Here is a 21,772-nt window from a genome sequence, read left to right as displayed (position 1 = left end):
GGATGGACCGAAGGAGCCATCAAATCTCGACCTGGCTGCCCAGCTCGACGACGCGATTCGTCGGCAGGCGGAAGAACTCCATTGCGCTTTCCGCATTGCGGAGCATCCACGCGAACAGTTTTTCGCGCCAGATCATCATGCCGGGCTTGTCCGACGCGAGCAGCGTCTGGCGCGACAGGAAGAAGCTGGTGTCCATCATCTTGAAGTCCGCGCCGCAATTATGGACTTGGCGCAGCGCCGCGGGCACGTCGGCGTCCTCCATGAAGCCGTAGCGCAGAACGAGGCGGTGGAAGCCGTCGCCGAGCTCCTCGCGCACCGCACGGTCATGCGCAGGCCAATAGGGCTGGCCGACGATCTTCACGGTGAGCAGGATGACGCGCTCGTGCAGAACCTTGTTGTGCTTGAGATTGTGCAGCAGCGCGTGCGGCACGCCGTCCGCGGTCGAGGTCATGAACACCGCGGTGCCCGGCACGCGCGATGCCGAACTCGCCGCCGAGCCGATGAACACTTTAATCGGCATCGCCGCCTCGTGCATCCGGTCGATCATCAGCTGCCGCCCCTTCGACCAGGTGGTCAGGAAGGTGAAGATGATGAAGCCGACCAGCAGCGGGAACCAGCCGCCTGCGGGCACCTTGGTCAGGTTGGCCGCGAAATAGGCGCCGTCGACGGTGAAGAAGATCGCCAGCAGCGGGATCGCCGCGATCTTCGGCCAGTTCCAGAGGCGGAACAGCACCACGCCGAGCAGACACGTGTCGATGAACATCGCGCCGGTCACCGCGATCCCGTACGCGCTCGTCAGGTTCGACGAGGTGCGGAAGAACAGCACGAGCAGGATCACCATCACCATCAGCGCGCCATTGACGAGCGGGATGTAGATCTGGCCGGCGGTCGAGGCGCTGGTGTGCTCGATCCGCAAACGCGGGATGAAGCCGAGCTGGATCGCCTGCTGCGTTACCGAGAACGCGCCGGAGATCACCGCCTGCGACGCGATCACTGCGGCCATCGTCGCGAGGATGACGAGCGGGAGCTGCAGGCTTTCGGGGGCAAGGTTGTAGAAGGGGCTGACCAGCGCCTCGCGACCATCGCGAAACAGCAGTGCGCCCTGCCCCATATAGTTGAGGATCAGCGCGGGGAGCACGAAGAACAGCCACGACAGCCCGATCGGCTTGCGACCGAAATGCCCCATGTCTGCGTACAGCGCTTCCGCGCCGGTGACCGCGAGGACGACCGAGCCCAGTGCCAGGAACGCCCGCTCGGGATCGATGATGAAGAACTCGACCGCGTAGTGCGGCGACAGCGCCCAGAGCACCTCGGGCGTCTGGACGATGCTGAGGATGCCGAGCACCGCGATGACGCTGAAATATACCAGCATGATCGGCCCGAACACGAGGCCGATCCGTGCGGTGCCGCTCTTCTGCACCCAGAACAGCGCGATCAGGATGACGATCACGATCGGCAGCACAAGGCCAGCGAACGCCGGCGCGGCAACGGCGAGACCCTCGACCGCGGACAGCACCGATACCGCAGGCGTGATCATGCTGTCGCCGTAGAACAGCGCCGTCGCGAACACGCCGAGCAGGATGATGCCCTTGCTCCAGCGCTTCGTCTTGGTCTTGCCCGAGACCAATGCGAGCAGCGCGAGACTGCCGCCTTCGCCCTTGTTGTCGGCGCGCATGATGATGATGACGTACTTGACCGTCACGACGATCATCATCGACCAGAACATCAGGCTGATGACGCCCATGATGTGCGCCGCGTCGAGCGCGAGCTTGTGGTGGCCGGCGAAGGTCTCGCGGAAGGCGTAGAGCGGGCTGGTGCCGATATCGCCGAAGACGATGCCGATCGCACCGAAGGCGAGCTTCAGCATGCCGTCGGAGTTGTGATGCCCCGTCTCGAGATCGAGATTGGCGGGTGGCACGGTCGAGGCCGCGGCGGTCTGGTCGACGCTCACTGGACGGTGAATCGGCCCGGAAGTGCAGCAATCTTCATCGAATTTCCGATTTCACCCTGTGCCCCAAGCGCGCGCATTTAGCATGCGGGGTAGAGGGCGGCAACGGCGAGGCGGTTAGCGTGGATTAACTGGGGCTGATCGGACCGGCGCTTGAGGTGAGAACACTCCGGTTCTCCTGCGGATGCAGGAGCCCAGGGTAACAGGCGCTGGTGTTCTTGATCCTGGGTTCCTGCGTTCGCAGGAAAACACTAGCGCCGGATCACTTCACGGATGACGAAGTGCGACGCCAGCCGCGTTACCCCGGGCAGTTGCGACAAGGTCTCGCGGTGAATGCGTTCGAACGTCTCGCCGTGGCGGATCTCGACGTGGAGCATGTAGTCTGCCTCTCCGCTCATCAGGAAGCATTGCACGACCTGCGGGCACTCGACGATCTCGGCCTCGAACGCGGCCATCGTCTCCTTGCGCTGATCGCGGAGCGTGACGTTGACGAGCACGATACTGGGATCGCCGCGCGCGGCTTGCGACAGCACCGCACGGTAACCGACGATCGCACCGCTTTCGCGCAATTGGGCTACCCGGCGATGCGCAGCGCTTGCCGACAGGCCGACGGCGTCGCCGAGCTCCGCGCTGGTGAGGTCGGAATTGGCGGCGAGCAGGTCCAGTATCCTGCGTTCGATCGTGATGCTCAAGATTATCCCGTTTCAAGGGCGATGGATGCAATCATCTTGCAGATACGGTATCGCACCGCGACCAGTTTGCGAACCCTTCCCGTCCAAGGCGCGCTAGTATGGCGCAAACGATAATGGAGTGGAATCAATGCGCGTCGGTGTCCCCAAGGAAATCAAGAACCACGAATATCGCGTCGGCCTGACCCCGCCGTCGGTCGCCGAACTGGTCGCCGCGGGCCACGAGGTCGTCGTCGAGACGCAGGCCGGATCGGGCATCGATTTCGAGGACCAGGACTATGTCGACGCGGGCGCGACGATCCTGCCGACCGCCGCCGCAGTATTCGCGGGCGCCGACATGATCGTGAAGGTCAAGGAGCCGCAGCCGAGCGAGATCGCGATGCTCGAGCCGCGCCACCTGCTGTTCACCTATCTCCACCTCGCCGCCGACAAGCCGCAGGCCGAGGGGCTGATGAAGTCCGGCGCGACCTGTATCGCGTACGAGACCGTCACCGACAACCGCCGCGGGCTGCCGTTGCTCAAGCCGATGTCGGAAGTCGCGGGCCGCATGTCGGTGCAGGTCGGTGCGCATTATCTGGAGAAGGAGCAGGGCGGACGTGGCGTTCTGCTCGGCGGCGTGCCCGGTGTTGCGCCGGCCAAGGTCGCGATCCTTGGTGGCGGCGTCTCGGGCGTCAACGCGGCGCAGATGGCGGTCGGCATGCGCGCCGACGTGACGATCTACGACATCTCGAACGATCGCCTTGCCGAACTCGACATGTTCTTCTCGAGCCAGATCAAGACGGCGTATGCTTCGAAGGCCGCGATCGCGGCTGCGGTGAAGAACGCGCATCTGGTCATTGGCGCGGTGCTGGTGCCTGGGGCGGCTGCACCCAAGCTCGTCACGCGCGAAATGCTGAAGACGATGAAGCGCGGTTCGGTGCTGGTCGATATCGCGATCGACCAGGGCGGGTGCTTCGAGACGTCGCACGCCACGACGCACGAGGATCCGGTGTTCGAGGTCGACGGCGTGATCCATTACTGCGTCGCCAACATGCCGGGCGCGGTCGCACGCACCTCGGCGTTCGCACTCAACAATGCGACGTTGCCGTTCGCGCTTAAGCTGGCAAACCTCGGCGCCGAGGCGGCAATGAAGGCCGACCCGCACCTCGCCAACGGGCTGAACGTCTACAAAGGCAAGATCGCCTACAAGGCGGTCGCGGATGATCTAGGTTTACCTTACGAAGCTTGGGCTGGCTGACGCGGGAACGGATACGGAACATGGGTGTTGGACAGGGGAAAGGAATTTCCAATGTCCGACACCCCGAACCCCAAGTCCGAACCGTTCTCGAACGCCGAGAAGGACCCGGACGACTGGACTACCGGCGACGAGAAGATGACCGGTGCGCAGGCGAGCTACCTCAAGACGCTGTCCGAGGAAGCGCATGAGGAATTCGACGAGACGCTGACCAAGGCGGATGCGTCGAAGAAGATCGACGAATTGCAGTCGAAGACCGGTCGCGGGCAGTAAATCCTTCATCCCGTCATTCTGGGTTGCCCCAGGATGGCGGGATTAGTTTTAGCCCGCGTTCGGCGTATCCTGCATAGCTAGAAACCGATCCAGCAATGCCAGCCGAGTAGCGATTTCACCCCGATATGAGATGTTGGCCGGCGTCAACGACAGCGCCTTTGCCCAATATGGCCGGGCCGTCGCGAACTCTCCCGCACGTACATACGCCAGCCCCAAAAAGAACGGCGGAGCAGGATGCTTCGGCGCCAACCGCATCGCTTGCTGGAAGGCGAACAGCGCGGGCGGCGAAACCTGATTCGCATCATGCGCCGCCAGCGCGTTGGCGAGCCCGGTCCACATCACCACGCTCTTCGGGGCGATCCTGAGCCCTCCGAGCAACACCTGCACAGCCGCGCGCCGGTCGCCGATCCGCGTCATCGCGTCCGCCGCAACCAAATACGCCGCCGCGCCCGTATACCGCTCGAGCATCTGGTCGCGCAGTTCGAGCATCGCGCTGTCGTCCGCCGTTGCAGCAAGCCCGGGCGACACTTCGTGGCCGGCAAGCCCTGGCTGCCCCTGCCACGCGTATCCCGCCGCACCGAGCATCAGCGCCGCCGCGACCATCGTCCACAGGACGCGGTTCACCTTCAATACCGCGAGCAGCGCAAACGCACCGGCTCCGATCGCCGCCAGCCAGACGTAACCCATCAGCGTGTCCTCCGCCGGAAGCTCGACCGCGCGATCAAGCCGCCGATGCCGAGCAGCAGGATCGGCGCTAGCCACAACGGCCATGTCAGGCCGGATAGGGGTGGATCATAGGTCACGTAGTCGCCGTAGCGCGCGACCAGCCAGTCGCGGATCGAGGCAGGCTTTTCGCCACGCTCGATCCGCTCGCGGACGAGCGCGCGCATGTCAGCCGCCATGTCCGCATCGCTGTCGGCGATCGACTGGCCTTGGCAGACGAGGCAGCGCAGCGTTTCCATGAGCGCTCGGGCGGAGGCTTCTTTGGCGGGGTCGGCGAGTTGTACGTTGGCGTAATGTGCTGGCGGGGTGACCGGCTGGGCGAAGGCCGGCGAGATGCAGAGCAACAGCGCGGCAAGAATCTCCCCTCCCGCTCGCGGGAGGGGTCGAGGGAGGGCATAACGCGCGCGAGCAGTTGGTGAAACACGAGAAGCCCCTCCCCTAGCCCCTGCCGCAAGCGGAAGGGGAATGAAGTGCGAGCCCCTCACCGCGCATCCTTCACAGCTTGGACGATCTCGGCGACATTCTCCGGCCGGATATCGCCGATGATCTGCTTCACGACGATCCCGCGGCCGTCGATCACGAACGTCTCCGGCACGCCTGACGAGCCAAGCGCCAGTTGCACCTGGCTGGCCCGATCGCTGCCGATCCGCTCGTACGGGTCGCCATTGCGTCGCAGGAAGCCGACGATTGCGGGTGTAGTGTCGCGGATTGCGATCGCGTCGATCGGCACGCCCATCGCTTTCAGCCGCATCAGTTGCGGCGCCTCGGCGATGCACGGGATGCACCAGCTCGCGAACACGTTGAGCAACCGCGGCCTGCCCTGCCGGAACGACGCGCTGGTCAGACCCGGCTTGCCTGGGACCATCGCCGGCAGCGCGAAATCGGGGAGCGGCTTGCCGACCATCGCCGATCGCACCACCTTCTCCGCCGGCCGGAACAGCCCGCTCGCCACCACCGCGAACAGCAGCGCGAAGATCGCCAGCGGCGCCCAGAGTGCGAACCGCTTCATGTCCATTCAGCCCGTGTTGCCGCCCGTCGCTCGCGGAGCACCCGACCGAGCAGCGACAGCATGCCGCCCAGCGCGATCAGCACGCCGCCGAACCAGATCAGCGTCACGAACGGCTTCCACCAGAGGCGGAGCTGCCACCGCCCCTGCCCGTCCGGCTGGCCGAGCACGGTATAGAGCTGGCCGTCGAGCACCGTCAGGATCGCGGATTCGTTCGTGCTTGTCGGCGGGTTGGCGAAGAAGCGGAGTTGCGGGCGCAGGATGCTCTCGCTGCCGCCGCGCGTCGCGGTAAGGCGCGCTTCGAGGGCCGACCAGTTTTCGCCGATCACCGGTGAGATGCCATCAAGCGTCACGGTGTACGGCCCAACCCGTGCCGGCTCGCCTGCGCGCACCGCGACCAATGTTTCCTTCGTGAACGCGCTGTCCGACGCCATCCCGGCGAGGCTGACGGCGATACCGAAATGCGCGATGACCATGCCGTAGGTGAACAGCGGCGTACGCTTCAGGTTGCGCTTCCACAGAGGCGCGACGCTGGCGACGGCAAGACCAGCGGCCAGCGACAGCCCGGCCCAGGGGAGCAAGCCCGGCCAGACGAACAGCAACGCGATTGCCGCCCCCAGCGTCGCGCCGATCGGCAGCATCACGCGGCGCAGCACCGCTTTCGCATCGTCCCGTCGCCAGCGCAGCAGCGGCCCGACCGCCATCACTGCGACGAGAAGCAACGCAATTGGCCCCGCCGCCTTGTTGAAGAACGGCGGACCGACCGACAGCTGCACGCCGAAGCTCGCCGCGACGATCGGATAGAGCGTGCCGATCAGGACGATGCCGAGGATCACCGACAACAGCAGGTTGTTCGCGACCAGCCCGCCCTCGCGGCTGACCGGATCGAACGTCGTGCCCGCGCGGACGGTGCCGATGCGCGCGGCGAACAACGCGAGCGCCCCGCCGATGTAGATCGCGAGCAACGCGAGGATGAACGCGCCGCGCTCCGGATCGACCGCGAACGCGTGCACGCTCGTCAGGATGCCCGAGCGCACCAAGAACGTACCGATCATCGACATCGAGAACGCGACCACCGCGAGCATGATCGTCCAGGCTCGCAGGCCGTCGCGCGTCGCGAGCACGGTCACCGAATGGAGCAATGCGGTGGCGGCGAGCCACGGCATCAGCGAGGCGTTCTCCACCGGGTCCCAGAACCACCAGCCGCCCCAGCCGAGCTCGTAATACGCCCAATACGAGCCCGCGGTGATGCCGAGCGTCAGGAAAATCCAGGCGATCAGCACCCAGGGGCGCATCGCTTTCGCGAACGACGGGCCGACGTCGCGCGTGACGAGCGCACCGACCGCGAACGAGAACGCGACCGAGAGGCCGACATAGCCGGTGTAAAGCGTCGGCGGATGGAATGCCAAGCCGGGATCCTGCAACAGCGGGTTGAGCCCGAGACCGTCGGCGGCTGCGGGATTAAGCCGCGCAAACGGGTTCGAGGAGAATAGCAGGAACGCATAGAAACCAAGTGCGATCGTGGCCTGTGCGCCGAGCGTCGCGGTGAGCGTGCGTTCGGGCAGCGAGCGTTCGAAGATCGCCACCGCGCCGCCGGCCAGCCCGAGGATCGTTACCCAGAGCAGCATCGAGCCTTCGTGATTTCCCCACGCGCCGGCGAACTTGTAGAGCCACGGCTTGGCAGAATGGCTGTTCTCCATGACCAGCTTCACGGACATGTCGGAGTCGAGGAACAACTCGATCAGCAGCGCCATCGCCAGTAATGCGAGCAGCCCCTGGACAATCGCCACCGGCCGGACCGCCGCTGCGACGTCTTCACGACCGCGTGCGATGCCGATCGCTGCCATCACGAGCTGCAACGCCGCGAGCGCGCCTGCGAACCAGAGCGCGGCTAGGCCTGCTTCGGCGATCACTGCTTGGCGTCCGGTTCGAGCGTCTTGGTCTCGTGCATCTTGCCGGCCATCTGCGGCGGCATGTATTTCTCGTCATGCTTGGCGAGCAGGTTCGACGCGACGAAGCTGCCGTTGGGCTGGAACTGACCCTCGGCGACGACGCCCGATTTCTCGCGGAACAGGTTGGGGACGATGCCGGCGAAGACGACGGGGGTGGTTGCCTGGCCGTCGGTGACGGTGAAATGCACGGTGATGCCGTCGGCGGCGCGCTTGACCGAGCCGCCCTCGACCATCCCGCCGAGCCGGACCGCGCGGCCGAGAGGCAAGCCGTCGCGACGCACGTCGGAGGGTGCGTAGAAGAACGCGGCCTGGTCCTTGAGCGCGGACAGCGCGAGCAGTCCCGCGATGACAACCGCGCCGAGCGCCAGCAACGCGAGCGTCAGGCGTTGATGCTTGGCCTTCATTTCTCGGCCCTGCGCATCGCTAGATAGCTCAGCAACGCGATGATCGCGCCGCCACCCAGCGTGACGACATACGCGGCAGTCACGAACGGCCAGGGGTTCATGCTCTCGCCATTCTGCGCATCCGAGCTTCGGATTTCGCAACAGCCAGCATCGTCCGCATTCGCATCAACACGATCCCGGCGAACACGAACGTGAACCCGGCCAGCATGATCGGCAGCGGCCAGAGGATCGAACCGTCGATCGTCGATTGCGTGAGGCCGATGCTTGGCCCTTGGTGCAGCGTGTTCCACCATACCACCGAATAGCGGATGATCGGCAGCAGCACCGATCCGGCGATCCCGTAGAGCGCCGGCACGCGGCCGTCGCCGCCACGATCCGCATCCGCTTTCGCAAGCGCCATGTAGCCGAGATAGACGAAGAACAGCAGCAGCATCGAGGTCAGCCGGCCGTCCCATTGCCACCACGTCCCCCAGGTCGGCCGTCCCCAGATCGAGCCGGTCATCAGGCACAATGCGGCGAACACGGCGCCGGGCAACGCGATCGCGCGCGCCGCGACGCTGGCGAGCGGGTGGCGCCAGACCAGGAACATAATGCTGGAGATCGCGATCCCGCTCCATCCGCCCATGCCGAGCCAGGCGGCGGGGACGTGGATGTAGAGGATACGGACGGTCTCGCCCTGGAGATAATCCGGCGGGGTTTGGGTCAGGCCGGCCCAGCAGCCGAGCACGATGAATGCAACGCCAAGCCAAAAAAGCGCAGGCGTCAACGGCTTGGCGATCTTCAGGAAGCGCGCGGGGTTTGCGAAGGCGTGTAGGGTGGCCACTGGGGACAGCCATTATGGCAAGTCATCGCGGACTTAAAGCCCCTCCCCCCGTCGGGGAGAGGGAGGGGCCCGCCGCACTTGCGGTGGGAGGGTGAGGGGAAGTGAGGCTCGGGTCGTTCGCCCCAACTCCCCTCATCCGGCACTTCGTGCCACCTTCTCCCCGGAGGGGAGAAGGATATCAGCGGCCGATCAAGCCCTTCGCGATGCTGTCGGCGACGTCCGACGCGGGCTGGCCGGTGCGGTCGCTTTCGTTCCAAACCTCGATCAGACGCTCGGGAATGCGCGCGATGCGTGCCTTCACCTCGGCCTCGTCGCCGTGACCCAGATACTCGAGACCGACGTTGATGATCCCGCCAGCGTTGATCACGTAATCCGGCGCATAGAGGATACCGCGAGCATGCAGCCGCGCACCGTCTTCACGAACGCTCAGCTGGTTGTTCGCTCCGCCGGCGACGACCTTCGCCTTCAACGCAGCGATCGACATCTCGGTCAGGATCGCACCCAGCGCGTTCGGGCTGAAGATGTCCGCCTCGGTCGTCAGGATCGCCTCGGCCGCCACCGCGGTCGCGCCGAGTTCGCCGGCCAGCTTCTGCGCACGACCTTCATCGACGTCAGCCAGCGTCAACACCGCGCCGTCCTTCGCGAGCAACCGAGCAAGCCCGCCGCCAACCGAACCGACGCCCTGGATCGCGACGCGCACGCCCTTCATGTCGGTCGCACCGAGGCCACGCTGCGCCGCCGCCTTCACGCCGAGATAGATGCCGAGCGCGGTGTACGGACCGGGATCGCCACCCGCAGCGCCGCTCGCGACGGGCAGGCCGGAGACGTAGCGCGTCTGGCTGGCGATCACCTTCATGCGGTCTTCGGACATGCCGACGTCCTCGGCCGTCACGTAGCGCCCGCCGAGCGAGTCGACCGCGCGGCCGAACGCCTCGAGCTGTGCCGTCGTGATGACGTCGCCGGGCTTGGCCGCGAGGACCACGCCCTTGCCGCCACCGAGTTCCAGGCCCGCCATCGCGTTCTTGAAGCTCATGCCGCGCGACAGGCGCAGCGCGTCGGTCACCGCGCGGCCGTTGTCGGCATAATGCCAGAAGCGTGCGCCGCCGGCTGCCGGCCCGAGCTTGGTCGAGTGCACCGCGATCACCGCATGCAGACCCGATTCGGGATCGGTGAAGGCATGAACGCCCTCGTGGTCGTCGAAATCGGGAAGGTCCCAAACCGCTGTCATCGCCGGCTCCTGAGGAGAATAAAATTACCGGGAAGCGAAATATTATTTTCCAGCCGGTTTTACCAGCCCAAAGCGCTCACGCTGGGGAGGCTCGGAAAAATAATGGAAAAATGGGGCGACCGACGGGACTTGAACCCGCAACATCCGGCATCACAAGCCGACGCTCTAACCAATTGAACTACGACCGCCGCGTAGGCATCGCCCCCTAGCGGGGGTCGCCGGGCGGCGTCAACCGTCGACTTGCCAAAAAGACGTCAAAAACGTCCTTCGATGGCGAGCTTGTATCCGTTCGGGCCGCTCACGAAGCCCGCCTGCTCGAGCTTCTGGACCGCCAGTGGATCGGACGGACGCAGCGACAGCTCGGCGCGGTAGGTCCCTGCCCCCTCGATCCGAAGCGCGATGCTCTCGGTCCCGGACTGGCTCGCCAGCGGCAACAGCAACGCCGTGCCGTCACACCGTGCGGTGCCGCTCACCGACTGCGGCAAGGTGATCCCGCCGACGTCGCCCGCCAGCGTTGCGCGGACGCGGCCCTCGGCGGCTTCGCACTGGCCATCGCGGAAGCGGACCGAGACGTCGTCGAGGTCTAGCGCGGAGACGGGCACCGGCGCGAACAGCCGGCCGGTCGCGACCGAGGCTGTCATGTGGTCGACGCCGAAGCCGTGGCGACTGACGCTCGCCGACCCGCGCAACGGCTTCGCCGACACCGATTCGGGACCGGCGAAGACGATCGTCGCGCGGCCGACCAGCAGCGGCAGTGGCGACAGCCGCGCGTGCAGATCGCCGAGCGCGAGGTCGCCGAACCGCGCCTCGGTCAGCGTCGCGCCCCAGATCGTCCCCGACACGCGCCGCGCGACCAGCCCTTCGTCGCCGACGCCGACCCAGCCGAGCACCGCGCGCATCGGCAGGAAGACGATCAGCGCGATCAGCAGCATCCCACCGAACAGCGCGGCGGGGCCGGTACGCAAACGAATCCGCCTCATGCCGCGCGGGCCTTCAACGTGAGCGCGACGCCGACGGTCTTGTCGCCCTTGTCGGTCATCGCCACCGAATCGACGAGGATACCGAGACGTTCGAGACGCGCGAGCCACGCGACCAGCGCCGCGGGGCGCGCCGACTGGATGCCGATGCGCACCCGGCTAGCCCCGTCCTGATCGAGCGAGGCGAGCGCGAACCCGGCCTGGTCCGCTTCGGCACGCACCGCATCGGCGAGCGTGCCGGTCAGCGGCGTGGCGCGAGTCCGCTGGATATCGCGCAACGTCGCGACTTGCGCGCGCGTCTCACCGAGCCGGGTAACGGCGTCGGCATGACGCTCGCGCGCGCTCGACAGGCCGTCGCCGACCGGGCGGATGATCAGCGCCCACAGTAACGTCAGCACCGCGAGCGCCGCCATCACGAGCAGCAATCGCCGCTCCCGTAGCGAGCGACCTTCGAACCAGGTTTTCAATCCGGTCATCGTCCGCTCTCCGGGCTGATCGTGAGTTCACCCGTCACGCGGCCGGCGGCAGCCTGGAACACGCCCGCGCGGACTGAGAAGCCGGCGGATTCGAGCGCGCGCTTCAGGTCGGTCGCCAAGGCTTCCCGCTCGACCGCCACCGACAGGCGCAGGTCGCCATTCGCCTGAAAATCGAGCGCGGTGACTTCGGTGCCGGGCGTCGCACGCACCGCCGCGAAGACTGCCGCGGTCGTGCTGGTGAAGCCTAGCCCCGGTCCCCGCACGCGCGACAGGCGCTCGTCGAGTTGGCGGCTGGCGTCGACGACCGTCTCGCCGCGCGGCAAACCGGTGACCGCCACGGTGTTGGCTTCCGCCTCCAGGGCGTCCGCGCCGAAGCTGTACTTCGCGATGCGGACGAGCGAGATCGCCAGCGTCACGGCGAGGATCGTCAGCGACAACAGCGCGAGCCGGCGGATCAGCCCCCAGTCGATCGCGAACCGTCGCCGCCGCGCGAACGGCCCCTGCCGCAGATCCAGCGGCGGTGACATGGCGGCGGCAACGATCGCTGCCTCCAGCGTATCGCGGTCGATCGTCGCGGGCGCGGTGCCGCCGGTCACCAACTCCGTCAGCCGCGCTTCGTCGGCGAACCCGCTGGACGTGCCGCGCACGACACCGCTGCCCGCAAGCTCCGCCCGCGCGTACCCCTCTTCGGGTCGCGGAAGGAGCATGGGTGCGGGAATCAGCGCGACCGGATCGACGCGTGCCTCCGCCAGCATCAGCAGCCAGTCGCGCATCGTCGCGGCACCGACGACGCCGATCGGTCGGTCGGTCGCACCTTCGTCCCCGACTGCGACGTGGAGTTCGGCGAGTGGCGATGCACTTGCCTCGCTTGCGAGGATTCGCGCGGCCGCCGTCGCCTGCGCCGCAGACCGCGACGGCAGTTCCGCCCAGTGCAGCGTCACCGCATCGGCAGGCGCCACCGCGATCGTCTCGTCGTCGATCGCATCGGGGATACCCTCCCCCTCCCCAACCACGCGCGCGTCCGCGACGCGCATCCAGCGATATCCGGTCTCGCCGGCGGGAAGGAACAGCAAAGTCGTCATGATGGCTCGCCCCATTGCCGCGATACGAGCTGCGCGGGAAGCCGGTTCGCGTCGATCAGCGCACGTTCCTGCATTTGAGTGGTGCCGAGCGTCACGTCGATATCGAGCGTGAACCATTTCGACAGCACCTGCGCGTCCGCGCCGGGCGCGATATTGGCGGCGCCGAGCAACGACGCGCCCTTCTGCATTTCGTCGAACGTGGCGTAGCCCTGCACCGGTCGCCGCAGCAGCAGTTGCTGGGCGGCACCGACCGACAACGTATCGGGATACATCATCGCCAGCAGCACGCTCTGTTCGGGCAGCAGCGTGTTGACGTTGATCGGCGATGGCTTGGCAAAGGGCAGCGTGCAGATCCACGGCCGGATCTTCGTGTAGATCTCGGGCGTCATTCCGGCGATCGCGCGCAGTTCGCTGGGGTCGCTCATCAGCGTGCCGGCGGTGCGGTACGACGGCACGCGGCCGAGATACGCGCCGTCCTCGGCCCCCATCGGTGACTGGTCCTGATCGCTGTCGATCCAGTCCGTCGTGCCCGCCGCGACCTGTTCGGCGACCTGCACGGGTACGTCGAGCAGCCGCATCAGGCGGACGAACTGCGGCCGGACGTCGCCACGCGCGACGTATACGCCCGGGGTCGTCATGCCGACGAGAGAGTTCAGGTTGAAGCAGTTCGCGCCGTCGCGGACGCGCGCGGTCGCGAAGCCTCCGGGGACCGGGAGGCCGAACGGGGTGTTGCTCCAGCCGCCGGCCAGCGTGACTCGCGTAGGCTTTGGCGCGAGCAGGTTCGAGACGCGGGTCAGCGCCATCGTCTCCGCCGCGAGTGCATAGGCGCGCGCCTGCTCGCCAGTTGCGGCGTTGCTCGCGAGGCGGGTCGACAGCCGGAGTTTTTCCAGCGCCGCGCCGGCCATTACCGCGATGATCGCGACGAGCATCAGGACGGTGAGCAGCGCCGCGCCCCGTTCCTGTCCGCGTCGAATGCCGAAATCAGGTGCGCGCACCGGGCGTCTCCTGTCCCGGAGGGGTGCCCGCAGGTGGTGTGACGGCGGGCCCCGTTCCGTCAGACGGCGCCGGGATGTAACTGGTGCCGACGAGGAACATCTGGCGGAACTGCGTACCGTCGTCGCGCTGAACGGTGAGTTCCATCGCGTCTGGCAACGGCCTGCCGCTCATGCCGTCCCAGCGATCGCTCCAGGCGCCCGCGATGCGATAGCGGAGTGCGATCTGGCGGACATGCGTGAGGAGCGCGGCAGGCGGCAGCGGTTGCGCGCCGTCGACCATCGAATACGCGATCCGCTGGAGCGCGCCGCCATCGACGCGGTAGGCGACCTTCTGCATGCTCGAGCGCGCCGCGCCGTCGATATTGCTCCAGCCGGCGCGGACGAGGCGCAGCATCGGCGTGACGCCCGATCCGCTTTCGCCGATAAACGCGGGGACGCTGGTGCCGGCCTCGTCGCGGGTGGCGCGGTTCGATGCCTGGGCGAGATCGGCGGACAGGATCGACATCGTCCGCGTAAGCGCGCTGATGTCGTCCAGCTTGGCACCGGTCGAACTCTGCGCCTTCACGCTGAACGACAGGATCGCGACACCTGCCGCGGCGATCATCCCGAAGATCATGAGCGACACCATGACTTCGATGAGCGTGAAGCCGGCCTCGGTTTTCGGAGGCGTCACATCACCATCCGCGGCGCGGGTCGCACCATCGTCAGGCGGCCGAGTTGCGTGCCGGTCCGGTCGGCGACCGCAACGTCGATCCGCAGCACGCTCGATCCGCCGAGTGCGCTCACCTGTCGGGTCCACGTCCAGGGCTGGCCGCCGTTGGTCTCTGTACCGGTGACGCGACCTACGGTCGGTGGCTGCGCGCTGGTGACCGCGTCGATCGCGACGTTGCGCGCGACCATCTGCGCGACGAACGTTTCGTCGAGGATCGATGCGCCTCGGATCGTCGCGCTCTCCAGACGTACGAGCGCCATCGCCGCAAGGCTGAACACCGCCAGTGCGACCATGATTTCTATCAACGTGAAGCCGTGTTCGGCGTAACGTCGACGAAGGGTGAAGCCGCGCTCAGCCTGCATCGGCTCTTACGCTGCCGTCGGCGTCGATGTGGACCGTCGCCACCACCCCGCCGCGGTCGAGCCGAATCTCCGCTGGGCGATCGACGAGGCCGGTCGGGTCGAACGTCACGCGCATCCGGCCGCTCGTATCGCCGATGCTAGCTCTGGTCCCGTCGTTCCAGCGTTCGACGCGCATCGGTTTCTCCGCGATCGGCGTCCAGCCGCCAGCGAGTCGACGGTCGAAGCCGTAGCCTCCGCCACTGATCCAGACGCTCACCGGACGCGCCTCGACGATAGCCGAATCGTGCGCGGCGCGGGTGCGCAGGGCGAAGCGCGTCGCCTCGTCGAGCACGCGGCCGCGGGGGTCCGGCATGACGAGAACGGCCACAGCGGATGCGAGACCGATGATCGTGACGACGACCATCAGCTCGACCAGCGTGAAGCCACTTTCGCGTCTCCGCGAAAGTGGCCTCACGCAGACGGGGGCCCAGTCCAAGGACTTATTGCCAGCTGCCGATATCGGCATCGATCCCCTCGCCGCCTTCCTTGCCGTCCGCCCCGAAGGTCCAGACGTCGGCCTCGCCGTGCGCGCCGGGCGAGGCATAGAGATACGGGCGACCCCAGGGATCGTTCGGCAGCTTCTTCAGATACCCGCCACGCTGATAGCGCGACGGATCGGCGAGACCCGCGGGTGCCGACACCAGCGCGTTCAGCCCCTGGGTGGTGTTGGGGAAGGTCATGTTCTGGAGCTTGTAGAGTTCCAGACCGCCCTCGATCTGGGCGATGTCGGCCTTCGCCTTCTGGATCCGCGCGGTGTCGCCCGAGGGCAGCACGTTGAGCGCGACGATCGTCGCCAACAGGCCGATAATGACGATCACGACCATCAGCTCTACGAGGGTAAAGCCGGCCTCGCGGCGCTTCTTTTTATCTTCGGGACGCATGAACAACCTCATTGTCCGGCCAGCGTGTTGAGCTGGAGGATCGGGAGCAGGATGGATAGCACGATCGTCGCGACGATGCCGCCCATCACGACGATGATCAGCGGTTCGAGCAGCGAGAGTGCGGTGGCGGTGAAACGGTCGAACTCGCGTTCGAGATAATCGGCGGCGCGCTCGAGCATCTCGTCGAGACGGCCCGCCGCTTCACCGCTCGCTGCAAGATAGGTCAGCAACGGCGGGAAGACGCCAGCGCGACGCATCGCGGCAGAGAGCGAGCCGCCGCCGCGGATCGCGTCGACGATCTGGTCCGACGCCTGGCGGAGGCGGCGGTTGTGGATCGTGCTGGCGGTGAGGTTGAGGCCGTCGAGCAGCGGCAGGCGGCTCGCGACCATCGTGCCGAGAGTGCGCGCCATGCGTGCCGCGTGAAGGTCTCGGAGCAGCCGGCCGAGCAGTGGAATGCGGAGCAGCCAACCGTCGAACGCGAGCCGCAGCGTCGGGTCCTTCAGCGCCCGCCACCCCGCTAGCCCGCCACCGACGACGATCAGCAGCATCACCCACCAATATCCGACGAGGAACGCCGAGAACGCCATGACCATCCGCGTCAACAGCGGGAGTTGCTGGCCGACCGTATCGAATTGTTCGACGACCTGCGGCACGACGAACATCATCAGCGCGGTGACGACGCCGAACGCGACGAGCGCGAGAATCGAGGGGTAGGCGAGCGCGGTGATGAGCTTGCCGCGGATCTCGGCCTGGCGTTCGAGCAGGGCCGCCAAGCGGTCGAGGATGGTCGGGAGCGAGCCCGAGCTTTCGCCGGCCGACACCATCGCGCGGTAGAGCGGCGGGAAGCTTTTCGGTTCGCGCGCCATCGCGTCGGCGAGGCGGCGGCCTTCGACGACGCCGGCATGGACGTGCTGGACTATCGTGCGCACGCTGTCCTGCTCGGTCTGGCGCGTGATCGTGCGGAGCGATTCCTCCAGCGGCGAGACGCGGTTCAGGGTGGCGAGCTGGCGAGTGAAGAGCGTGAGGTTCTTGCCCGACATCTTCGGTGTGCCGAGTTGGAGGCCGAACAGCGGGCGGCCTTTGGTTGGCTGTGGCGGTGCGCCGGGGGTGATCTTCACGACGTAGAATTTGCGTGCGTCGAGGGTGGCGCGCGCGACGTCTATGTCCGACGCGGCGACGTGGCCGCGGCGTTCGGCGCCTTTGGTATCGATCGCGATGTAGTCGAAGTCAGCCACGACGCGCTCCCCTCCCTGGAAGGGAGGGGTTGGGGGTGGGTCGGCTGCTTAGGCGGGGGTCGATGGCCCGAGCCGGCCGACCCACCCCCGGCCCCTCCCTTTCAGGGGGGGGGGAAGAGGCGTTACGCATCTGCCACCTCGGGCGCGACTTCGGTCGTGTCGCGGCGGGATACGCGAACGGCTTCTTCTGCTGTGGTTTGGCCTGAGAGGACTAGGTCGCGCGCCGACTGGGCTAGGTTCGGCGACTTGGCAAACGCGTGCGCGGTGATCTCCGACTCATGACCGTCGGTGTTGATCAGGCGGCGGATCGTGTCGTCGATGCGGACCGCTTCGAAGACGCCGATGCGGCCCCTGTAGCCGGTCTGGTTGCAGTCTTCGCAGCCTTGCGCGACGTAGACGACCGCGTCCGGTGCGATGCCGAGCAGCGGGGCTACCGTATCCAAGGCAGGGACGGCCTTGCGGCACGTTGGACACAGGCGACGGACGAGGCGCTGCGCGATCACCGCACGCAGCGTCGAGGCGAGCAGGAAGCTCTCGACCTTCATGTCGCGCATGCGGGTGATCGCGCCGATCGCGTCGTTGGTGTGGACCGTCGACAGCACGAGATGGCCGGTGAGCGACGCCTGCACGGCGATCTCGGCGGTCTCGCGGTCGCGGATTTCGCCGACCATCACGACGTCGGGATCCTGGCGGAGGATCGCGCGCAGCCCTGCCGCGAACGTCAGGCCGACCTTCGGGTTGACCTGCGTCTGGCCGACGCCGTCGACCGCGTACTCCACCGGATCCTCGACGGTGAGGATGTTGCGGCTGCCGTCGTTGAGCAGGCGGAGCGCGGCGTAGAGCGACGTGGTCTTGCCCGAGCCGGTCGGACCGGTGACGAGGATGATGCCGTTGGGTTCGCTCAACGCCTCATTTAGCAGCGCGAACAGTGCGGGCGGCAGGCCAAGCGCTTCGAGGTCGATGCCCGCGTTTTCCTTGTCGAGAATACGCAACACCACCCGCTCACCAGCGCGGCTCGGCAGCGTCGAAACGCGGACGTCGAGCAGCTTGCCCCCTAAAGTCAGCCCCATGCGACCGTCCTGCGGCACGCGGCGCTCCGCGATGTCGAGGCGTGCCATTACCTTGATGCGGCTGACCACCACTGGCGCGACGTTGGGCGGCATGCGCAGTGTTTCGCGGAGCACACCGTCGATGCGCATGCGGACGACTAGGCCGGACTCATATGGCTCGATGTGGATGTCGGACACGCCGTTTCGCGCGGCGTCGGCGATGATGCCGTTGATGAGGCGGATCGCGGGGGCGTCGTCAGCCGTGTCGAGCAGGTCCTCGGCGGTCGGCATGTCGCCCGCGAGCAGGTCGAGTTCGTCGCCCATGCCGACCGCGGCGAGCGCGTTGGCCTGGCCGTCCATCGCGTAGACGTTCGACAGGAGGCGGTCGAAGGCGATCTGTTCGACGAAGGTCACGTCGAACGGGCGGGCGAGGTAGCGGCGGAGTTCGAGCAGGACTTTCGGGTCCGCGCCGGCGCGCATCGCGATGGTGAGGTGGGAGTCGGTGTCGGTGTGGTCGACGACGACGCCGAACTTTCTGGCGAAGGCGTAGGGGATGGTGATCTGGGGGAGGTCTATCTCACCCCCCTCCCGCATGCGGGAGGGGAGAAGTTGCGTCGATCTCGTGGCCTTCGCGGATGATCATTTCTTGGGTCGCACGACCATCGTCGAGGTACGTACCGGGACGGCGATTCGCGGGTCCTCGATACTGCCGGGGATCGGTGCGCTCGGGATCGGCGGGGCGGCGCCCATGTAGTCGCGGACGAGCTGGTCGATCGACGGCTCGGCGCCCGGCTCCTGCAAGCCCTGTTGCAGGCGGACATAGCCGTAGCGCTGCTCGGTCAGCTTCCGGCTATCCTCGGCAGTGCGCAGGATCGTCGGGCGGATGAAGATCATCAGGTTGGTCTTCGACCGCTGTTTCGCCTTCGACGTGAACAAATGGCCGAGCACGGGCAAGTCGCCGAGCAGCGGGATCTTCTCGATCGTGCGGCGCTCGTTATCGTCGAGCAAGCCGCTGATCACCGCGATCTGGCCGTCGTCGACGGTGCGGACGGTCTCGACCTCGCGCTTGTTGAGGATCAGGTCGCTGTTGTCGCTCGACACTGGGCCGGCGATCGAGCTGACCTCGAGGCGGAGGTTTAGCTTCACCGTACCGGACGAGTTCACCTGCGGCCGGACGGTCAGCTCGATGCCGACATTCTGGCGCTGCGTGGTGCGGAAGGCGTTGTCGAAATTGGTGCTGAGCGCCTGCCCCGTGGTGATCGGGATCTCCTGCCCAACGAGGCTGTGCGCCTCCTGGTTGTCGAGCGTGACCAGGTGCGGGACCTGGAGCAGGTTCGAGGTCGTGTCGCTCTTCACCGCGTTGATGATCGCGCCGAAGAAGGTGCTGCCGATCTTGCCGCCGAACCCGCCAAAGCCGCCGGTGGCCGCGAGGATCGACGCGATTGCCGACTGCTGCAAAGCGTCCGCCGCGGCATTGGGCGTGTTCGTTTCGGTGCGCGTGCCATCGGGCGCGACGACCGTCGTGCCGTTGCCGCCGATCGAGCGTGCGCCGATCGCGCCGGCAATCTGGAGGATGTTGGGCGCCGAGTTCGAGAAGGTCGACGCGCCGAACGCGCCACCGCTCGGATCGCCGACGATGAACTGTGCGCCGAGCGTGCGCGCGGTCGAATCGGAGACTTCGGCGACGATCGCCTCTACGAGTACCTGTTCGCGGCGCGTGTCGAGTTGACGGACGACCTCGTTCAGCTGACGCTGGATCTCGGCGGGTGCGGCGATGACGATCGCGTTGGCGCCGGCAAAGCGCGTGACGACCACGGCCGACCGGCCAGCAGACGTGATCGCGGCTTGGCCGGAGCCGGACGCGCCGCTCGGCGACGGTCCGGATTGCGGGATTTGTGGTTGCGAAAAGTTCGACTGTCCGCCCGACGCCCCGTTGGTGCTGCTCGATCCGAAGTTAGAGCGCGACAACGCCGTCTGCACGGGCTGCGTCGGGGTCTGGCCGACGAGTTCCTGCAACACCGGCAGCAACTGCTCGGCATCGGCGTTCTCAAGGAAGACCACCTTGATCTCGGTGCCGTTGCGCGCCTTCTGGTCGAGGTCGGCGGCGACCTGCGCGAGGCGGGCGACGGTGGTCGGATCGCCGCGCAGGGCGACGGCGTTCGAGCCCTCGACCGCGACCACGGATGCGCTCGGGCCAGCGGCGGCGCCACCGCCCTGCCCGCCTTGACCGCCTCCGGTGCCAGCACCGATCAGACCCTGGAGCGCGGTGGCGATTTCCTTCGCGCTCGCGTTCTTCAGCGCGACGACGCGGGTGGAGGAGGTGTCGGTGTCGATCCGGCGAAGGACTTCGCGGATGCGGCGGATGTTGTCGGCGAAATCGACCACGACGAGGCTGTTGCCGCCACGGTTCGCGCTGACCGAGCCCTGCGCGCTGACCAGCGGGCGAACCGTCTCGACCGCGGACTGTGCGTCGATCGCGCGGAGTCGGATGATCTCGGTGACGTAGCTGTTGCGTGCGGCGCCTGCGACACCGATCCGGCTCGGCTGCGAGGCGGCGTTGTCGAGCGGCTGGACGCGGAACGCCCCGCCCGAGGTCGGCACCGCGACGAGGCCGTTGGCGCGCAACGTCGAGAGGAATATCTCGAAATATTCGGAGCGCGACAGCGGGCGATCGGTGACCACCGTCACCTTACCGGCGACGCGGTTGTCGATGATAAACGTGCGCCCGGTGACCTTGGCGGCATCGGCGATGAACGCGCGGATGTCGGCATCGCGGACGTTGAGCGTGGTCTGGGCTTGAACGCCGGCCGCCAGCGCGAGGGCTATAACGGGGCCGAAAAACAGTTTTTTCATTTAGGGGGCGCGATCGTGATGGCGAGCGGCAGGGTATCCTGGCCGCGTTCTACGGTGATGGGGACGTTGCCGCCGCCCGCGAAATCCTTGGCGATGCGGTCGAGGTCGCCGGGACCGGAAACGGGACGACCGCCGATCGAGGTGACGACGTCGCCGTCCTTGAGCCCGGCGGAACGGAACGCGTTGCCCGAGCCTTGCGAGCGGACGGTGAGCCCACTGATGCGGCCGCCGTCGATGCGGGGAATGAAGCCGATCTCGCTGCGCAACTGGGCCACGGGGATGCCGACGACGGGGGCAACGGCACCGGGCGCACCCGCTGGCGCCGCGCTCGGGACGACCGGCGTGACGGCGCCCGACTGATCGAGGAAGAGGTCCTCGTCGGCGCCGCCGCGGTCGATCGTGACGTGATCGAACGCAACCGACTTGAGCCGCACACCGGGCTGGATCTCGTCGCCGACCGCGACGCTCTGCTGGACGCCGTCGGGACCGGCGATGATCGCGGAGCTGCGACCCATCGCTTCATCCATCCGCGTGCCGAACAGGGTCAACTGGAGTGACGTTACCGTAGCGGGTGCGCCCGCCGCGCCACCAAGGCGGAAAAACGGATCGAAACCGCGCAGGATATCGGCGGGCGAGCCCACCACCATCGGCGCGGCCGGACGCCAGTCGCCGAGCGGCGTAATCGGCGTCACGATCGTCCACGCCAGTCGCGCGCACTGCACCGCCAGCCCGGCCAGCAGCGCGAGTTCGACGACACTATAGACATTCACAACCGGCATACGCCGCAAGATACGGCGCGCCCGCGCGTCCAGCTTCAATCGCATCCGCGAC

Annotated in this window: 23 protein-coding genes and 1 tRNA gene; 2 read left to right on the top strand and 22 right to left on the bottom strand. The window is 67.0% G+C overall.

Going from position 1 to position 21,772, the window contains the following annotated elements; translation table 11 throughout:
• Window positions 1-19: 19 nt before the first annotated feature.
• Both O6X71_RS01955 and O6X71_RS01950 read right to left on the bottom strand, forming a co-directional pair.
• On the bottom strand, window positions 20-1,918 hold the full coding sequence (locus O6X71_RS01955; RefSeq protein ID WP_435368449.1) for a potassium transporter Kup: 1,899 nt from the start codon (window positions 1,916-1,918) through the stop codon (window positions 20-22).
• Window positions 1,919-2,199: 281 nt separating this feature from the next.
• Window positions 2,200-2,640 (bottom strand): Lrp/AsnC family transcriptional regulator, encoded by a 441-nt coding sequence (locus tag O6X71_RS01950; protein WP_056048254.1) that lies wholly within the window; start codon window positions 2,638-2,640, stop codon window positions 2,200-2,202.
• A gap of 127 nt (window positions 2,641-2,767) precedes the next feature.
• Here O6X71_RS01950 and ald point away from each other — a divergent pair, with 127 nt between their 5' ends.
• The gene (gene ald, locus O6X71_RS01945) at window positions 2,768-3,874 is read left to right on the top strand and encodes an alanine dehydrogenase (RefSeq protein WP_056048250.1); all 1,107 of its coding nucleotides are present in this window, start codon (window positions 2,768-2,770) and stop codon (window positions 3,872-3,874) included.
• Window positions 3,875-3,925: 51 nt separating this feature from the next.
• Window positions 3,926-4,144: a DUF3072 domain-containing protein gene (locus tag O6X71_RS01940; protein WP_056058060.1), complete on the top strand. Its 219-nt coding sequence runs from the start codon at window positions 3,926-3,928 to the stop codon at window positions 4,142-4,144.
• 48 nt (window positions 4,145-4,192) lie between these two features.
• On the opposite strand, the gene O6X71_RS01935 is transcribed toward O6X71_RS01940, so the two are convergent.
• The 20 genes from O6X71_RS01935 to O6X71_RS01840 form a co-directional block, all read right to left on the bottom strand.
• A complete protein-coding gene (locus tag O6X71_RS01935) occupies window positions 4,193-4,915 on the bottom strand; it encodes a tetratricopeptide repeat protein (protein ID WP_353464211.1) in 723 nt (240 codons plus the stop codon).
• The gene (locus tag O6X71_RS01930) at window positions 4,831-5,211 is read right to left on the bottom strand and encodes a cytochrome c-type biogenesis protein (RefSeq protein ID WP_435368433.1); all 381 of its coding nucleotides are present in this window, start codon (window positions 5,209-5,211) and stop codon (window positions 4,831-4,833) included. The genes O6X71_RS01935 and O6X71_RS01930 overlap by 85 nt, the downstream gene beginning before the upstream one ends.
• A 137-nt stretch (window positions 5,212-5,348) precedes the next feature.
• Complete coding sequence (locus O6X71_RS01925) at window positions 5,349-5,876, bottom strand: DsbE family thiol:disulfide interchange protein (RefSeq protein WP_353464210.1); 528 nt, start codon at window positions 5,874-5,876, stop codon at window positions 5,349-5,351.
• Entirely contained in the window at window positions 5,873-7,786 is a 1,914-nt protein-coding gene (locus O6X71_RS01920) for a heme lyase CcmF/NrfE family subunit (RefSeq protein WP_353464209.1), read from the bottom strand. Before O6X71_RS01920 ends, O6X71_RS01925 begins: the two co-directional genes overlap by 4 nt.
• Complete coding sequence (gene ccmE / locus O6X71_RS01915; RefSeq protein ID WP_353464208.1) at window positions 7,783-8,229, bottom strand: cytochrome c maturation protein CcmE; 447 nt, start codon at window positions 8,227-8,229, stop codon at window positions 7,783-7,785. Before ccmE ends, O6X71_RS01920 begins: the two co-directional genes overlap by 4 nt.
• Before the next feature lie 97 nt (window positions 8,230-8,326).
• On the bottom strand, window positions 8,327-9,052 hold the full coding sequence (gene ccmC, locus O6X71_RS01910) for a heme ABC transporter permease CcmC (RefSeq protein ID WP_133031903.1): 726 nt from the start codon (window positions 9,050-9,052) through the stop codon (window positions 8,327-8,329).
• A gap of 178 nt (window positions 9,053-9,230) precedes the next feature.
• Window positions 9,231-10,280 (bottom strand): Leu/Phe/Val dehydrogenase, encoded by a 1,050-nt coding sequence (locus O6X71_RS01905; RefSeq protein WP_353464207.1) that lies wholly within the window; start codon window positions 10,278-10,280, stop codon window positions 9,231-9,233.
• 111 nt (window positions 10,281-10,391) lie between these two features.
• Window positions 10,392-10,468, bottom strand: a tRNA-His gene (locus O6X71_RS01900).
• 66 nt (window positions 10,469-10,534) lie between these two features.
• Window positions 10,535-11,260, bottom strand: a complete 726-nt coding sequence (gene gspN / locus O6X71_RS01895; protein WP_056482527.1) for a type II secretion system protein N — start codon at window positions 11,258-11,260, stop codon at window positions 10,535-10,537.
• Window positions 11,257-11,733 carry a type II secretion system protein GspM gene (gene gspM / locus O6X71_RS01890; protein WP_353464206.1) on the bottom strand — a complete coding sequence of 159 codons (477 nt, stop codon included), beginning with the start codon at window positions 11,731-11,733 and terminating at the stop codon, window positions 11,257-11,259. Before gspM ends, gspN begins: the two co-directional genes overlap by 4 nt.
• Window positions 11,730-12,815, bottom strand: coding sequence for a type II secretion system protein GspL (gspL, locus tag O6X71_RS01885; RefSeq protein ID WP_353464205.1), 1,086 nt, complete (start codon window positions 12,813-12,815; stop codon window positions 11,730-11,732). The genes gspM and gspL overlap by 4 nt, the downstream gene beginning before the upstream one ends.
• Window positions 12,812-13,810: a type II secretion system minor pseudopilin GspK gene (gene gspK / locus O6X71_RS01880; protein WP_353464204.1), complete on the bottom strand. Its 999-nt coding sequence runs from the start codon at window positions 13,808-13,810 to the stop codon at window positions 12,812-12,814. Before gspK ends, gspL begins: the two co-directional genes overlap by 4 nt.
• Window positions 13,797-14,483: a type II secretion system minor pseudopilin GspJ gene (gspJ, locus tag O6X71_RS01875; protein WP_353464203.1), complete on the bottom strand. Its 687-nt coding sequence runs from the start codon at window positions 14,481-14,483 to the stop codon at window positions 13,797-13,799. The genes gspK and gspJ overlap by 14 nt, the downstream gene beginning before the upstream one ends.
• The gene (gspI, locus tag O6X71_RS01870) at window positions 14,480-14,884 is read right to left on the bottom strand and encodes a type II secretion system minor pseudopilin GspI (RefSeq protein WP_353464202.1); all 405 of its coding nucleotides are present in this window, start codon (window positions 14,882-14,884) and stop codon (window positions 14,480-14,482) included. The genes gspJ and gspI overlap by 4 nt, the downstream gene beginning before the upstream one ends.
• The gene (locus O6X71_RS01865) at window positions 14,874-15,338 is read right to left on the bottom strand and encodes a GspH/FimT family pseudopilin (RefSeq protein WP_353464201.1); all 465 of its coding nucleotides are present in this window, start codon (window positions 15,336-15,338) and stop codon (window positions 14,874-14,876) included. The genes gspI and O6X71_RS01865 overlap by 11 nt, the downstream gene beginning before the upstream one ends.
• Before the next feature lie 25 nt (window positions 15,339-15,363).
• Window positions 15,364-15,804, bottom strand: coding sequence for a type II secretion system major pseudopilin GspG (gspG, locus tag O6X71_RS01860; RefSeq protein WP_082444053.1), 441 nt, complete (start codon window positions 15,802-15,804; stop codon window positions 15,364-15,366).
• Window positions 15,805-15,812: 8 nt separating this feature from the next.
• Window positions 15,813-17,039, bottom strand: coding sequence for a type II secretion system inner membrane protein GspF (gene gspF, locus O6X71_RS01855; protein ID WP_353464200.1), 1,227 nt, complete (start codon window positions 17,037-17,039; stop codon window positions 15,813-15,815).
• A 122-nt stretch (window positions 17,040-17,161) separates the two neighbouring features.
• Window positions 17,162-18,682 (bottom strand): GspE/PulE family protein, encoded by a 1,521-nt coding sequence (locus tag O6X71_RS01850; RefSeq protein ID WP_353464199.1) that lies wholly within the window; start codon window positions 18,680-18,682, stop codon window positions 17,162-17,164.
• 45 nt (window positions 18,683-18,727) lie between these two features.
• Window positions 18,728-20,941, bottom strand: coding sequence for a type II secretion system secretin GspD (gspD, locus tag O6X71_RS01845; RefSeq protein WP_353464198.1), 2,214 nt, complete (start codon window positions 20,939-20,941; stop codon window positions 18,728-18,730).
• Window positions 20,938-21,720, bottom strand: coding sequence for a type II secretion system protein N (locus O6X71_RS01840; RefSeq protein ID WP_435368432.1), 783 nt, complete (start codon window positions 21,718-21,720; stop codon window positions 20,938-20,940). Before O6X71_RS01840 ends, gspD begins: the two co-directional genes overlap by 4 nt.
• Between the last annotated feature and the right edge of the window lie 52 nt (window positions 21,721-21,772).

The organism is Sphingomonas faeni (assembly GCF_040407505.1).
GTDB classification, from domain to species: domain Bacteria; phylum Pseudomonadota; class Alphaproteobacteria; order Sphingomonadales; family Sphingomonadaceae; genus Sphingomonas; species Sphingomonas faeni_E.
Note: the sequence above shows the minus strand (reverse complement) of the source record. Positions and strands in the feature narration are given on the sequence as shown.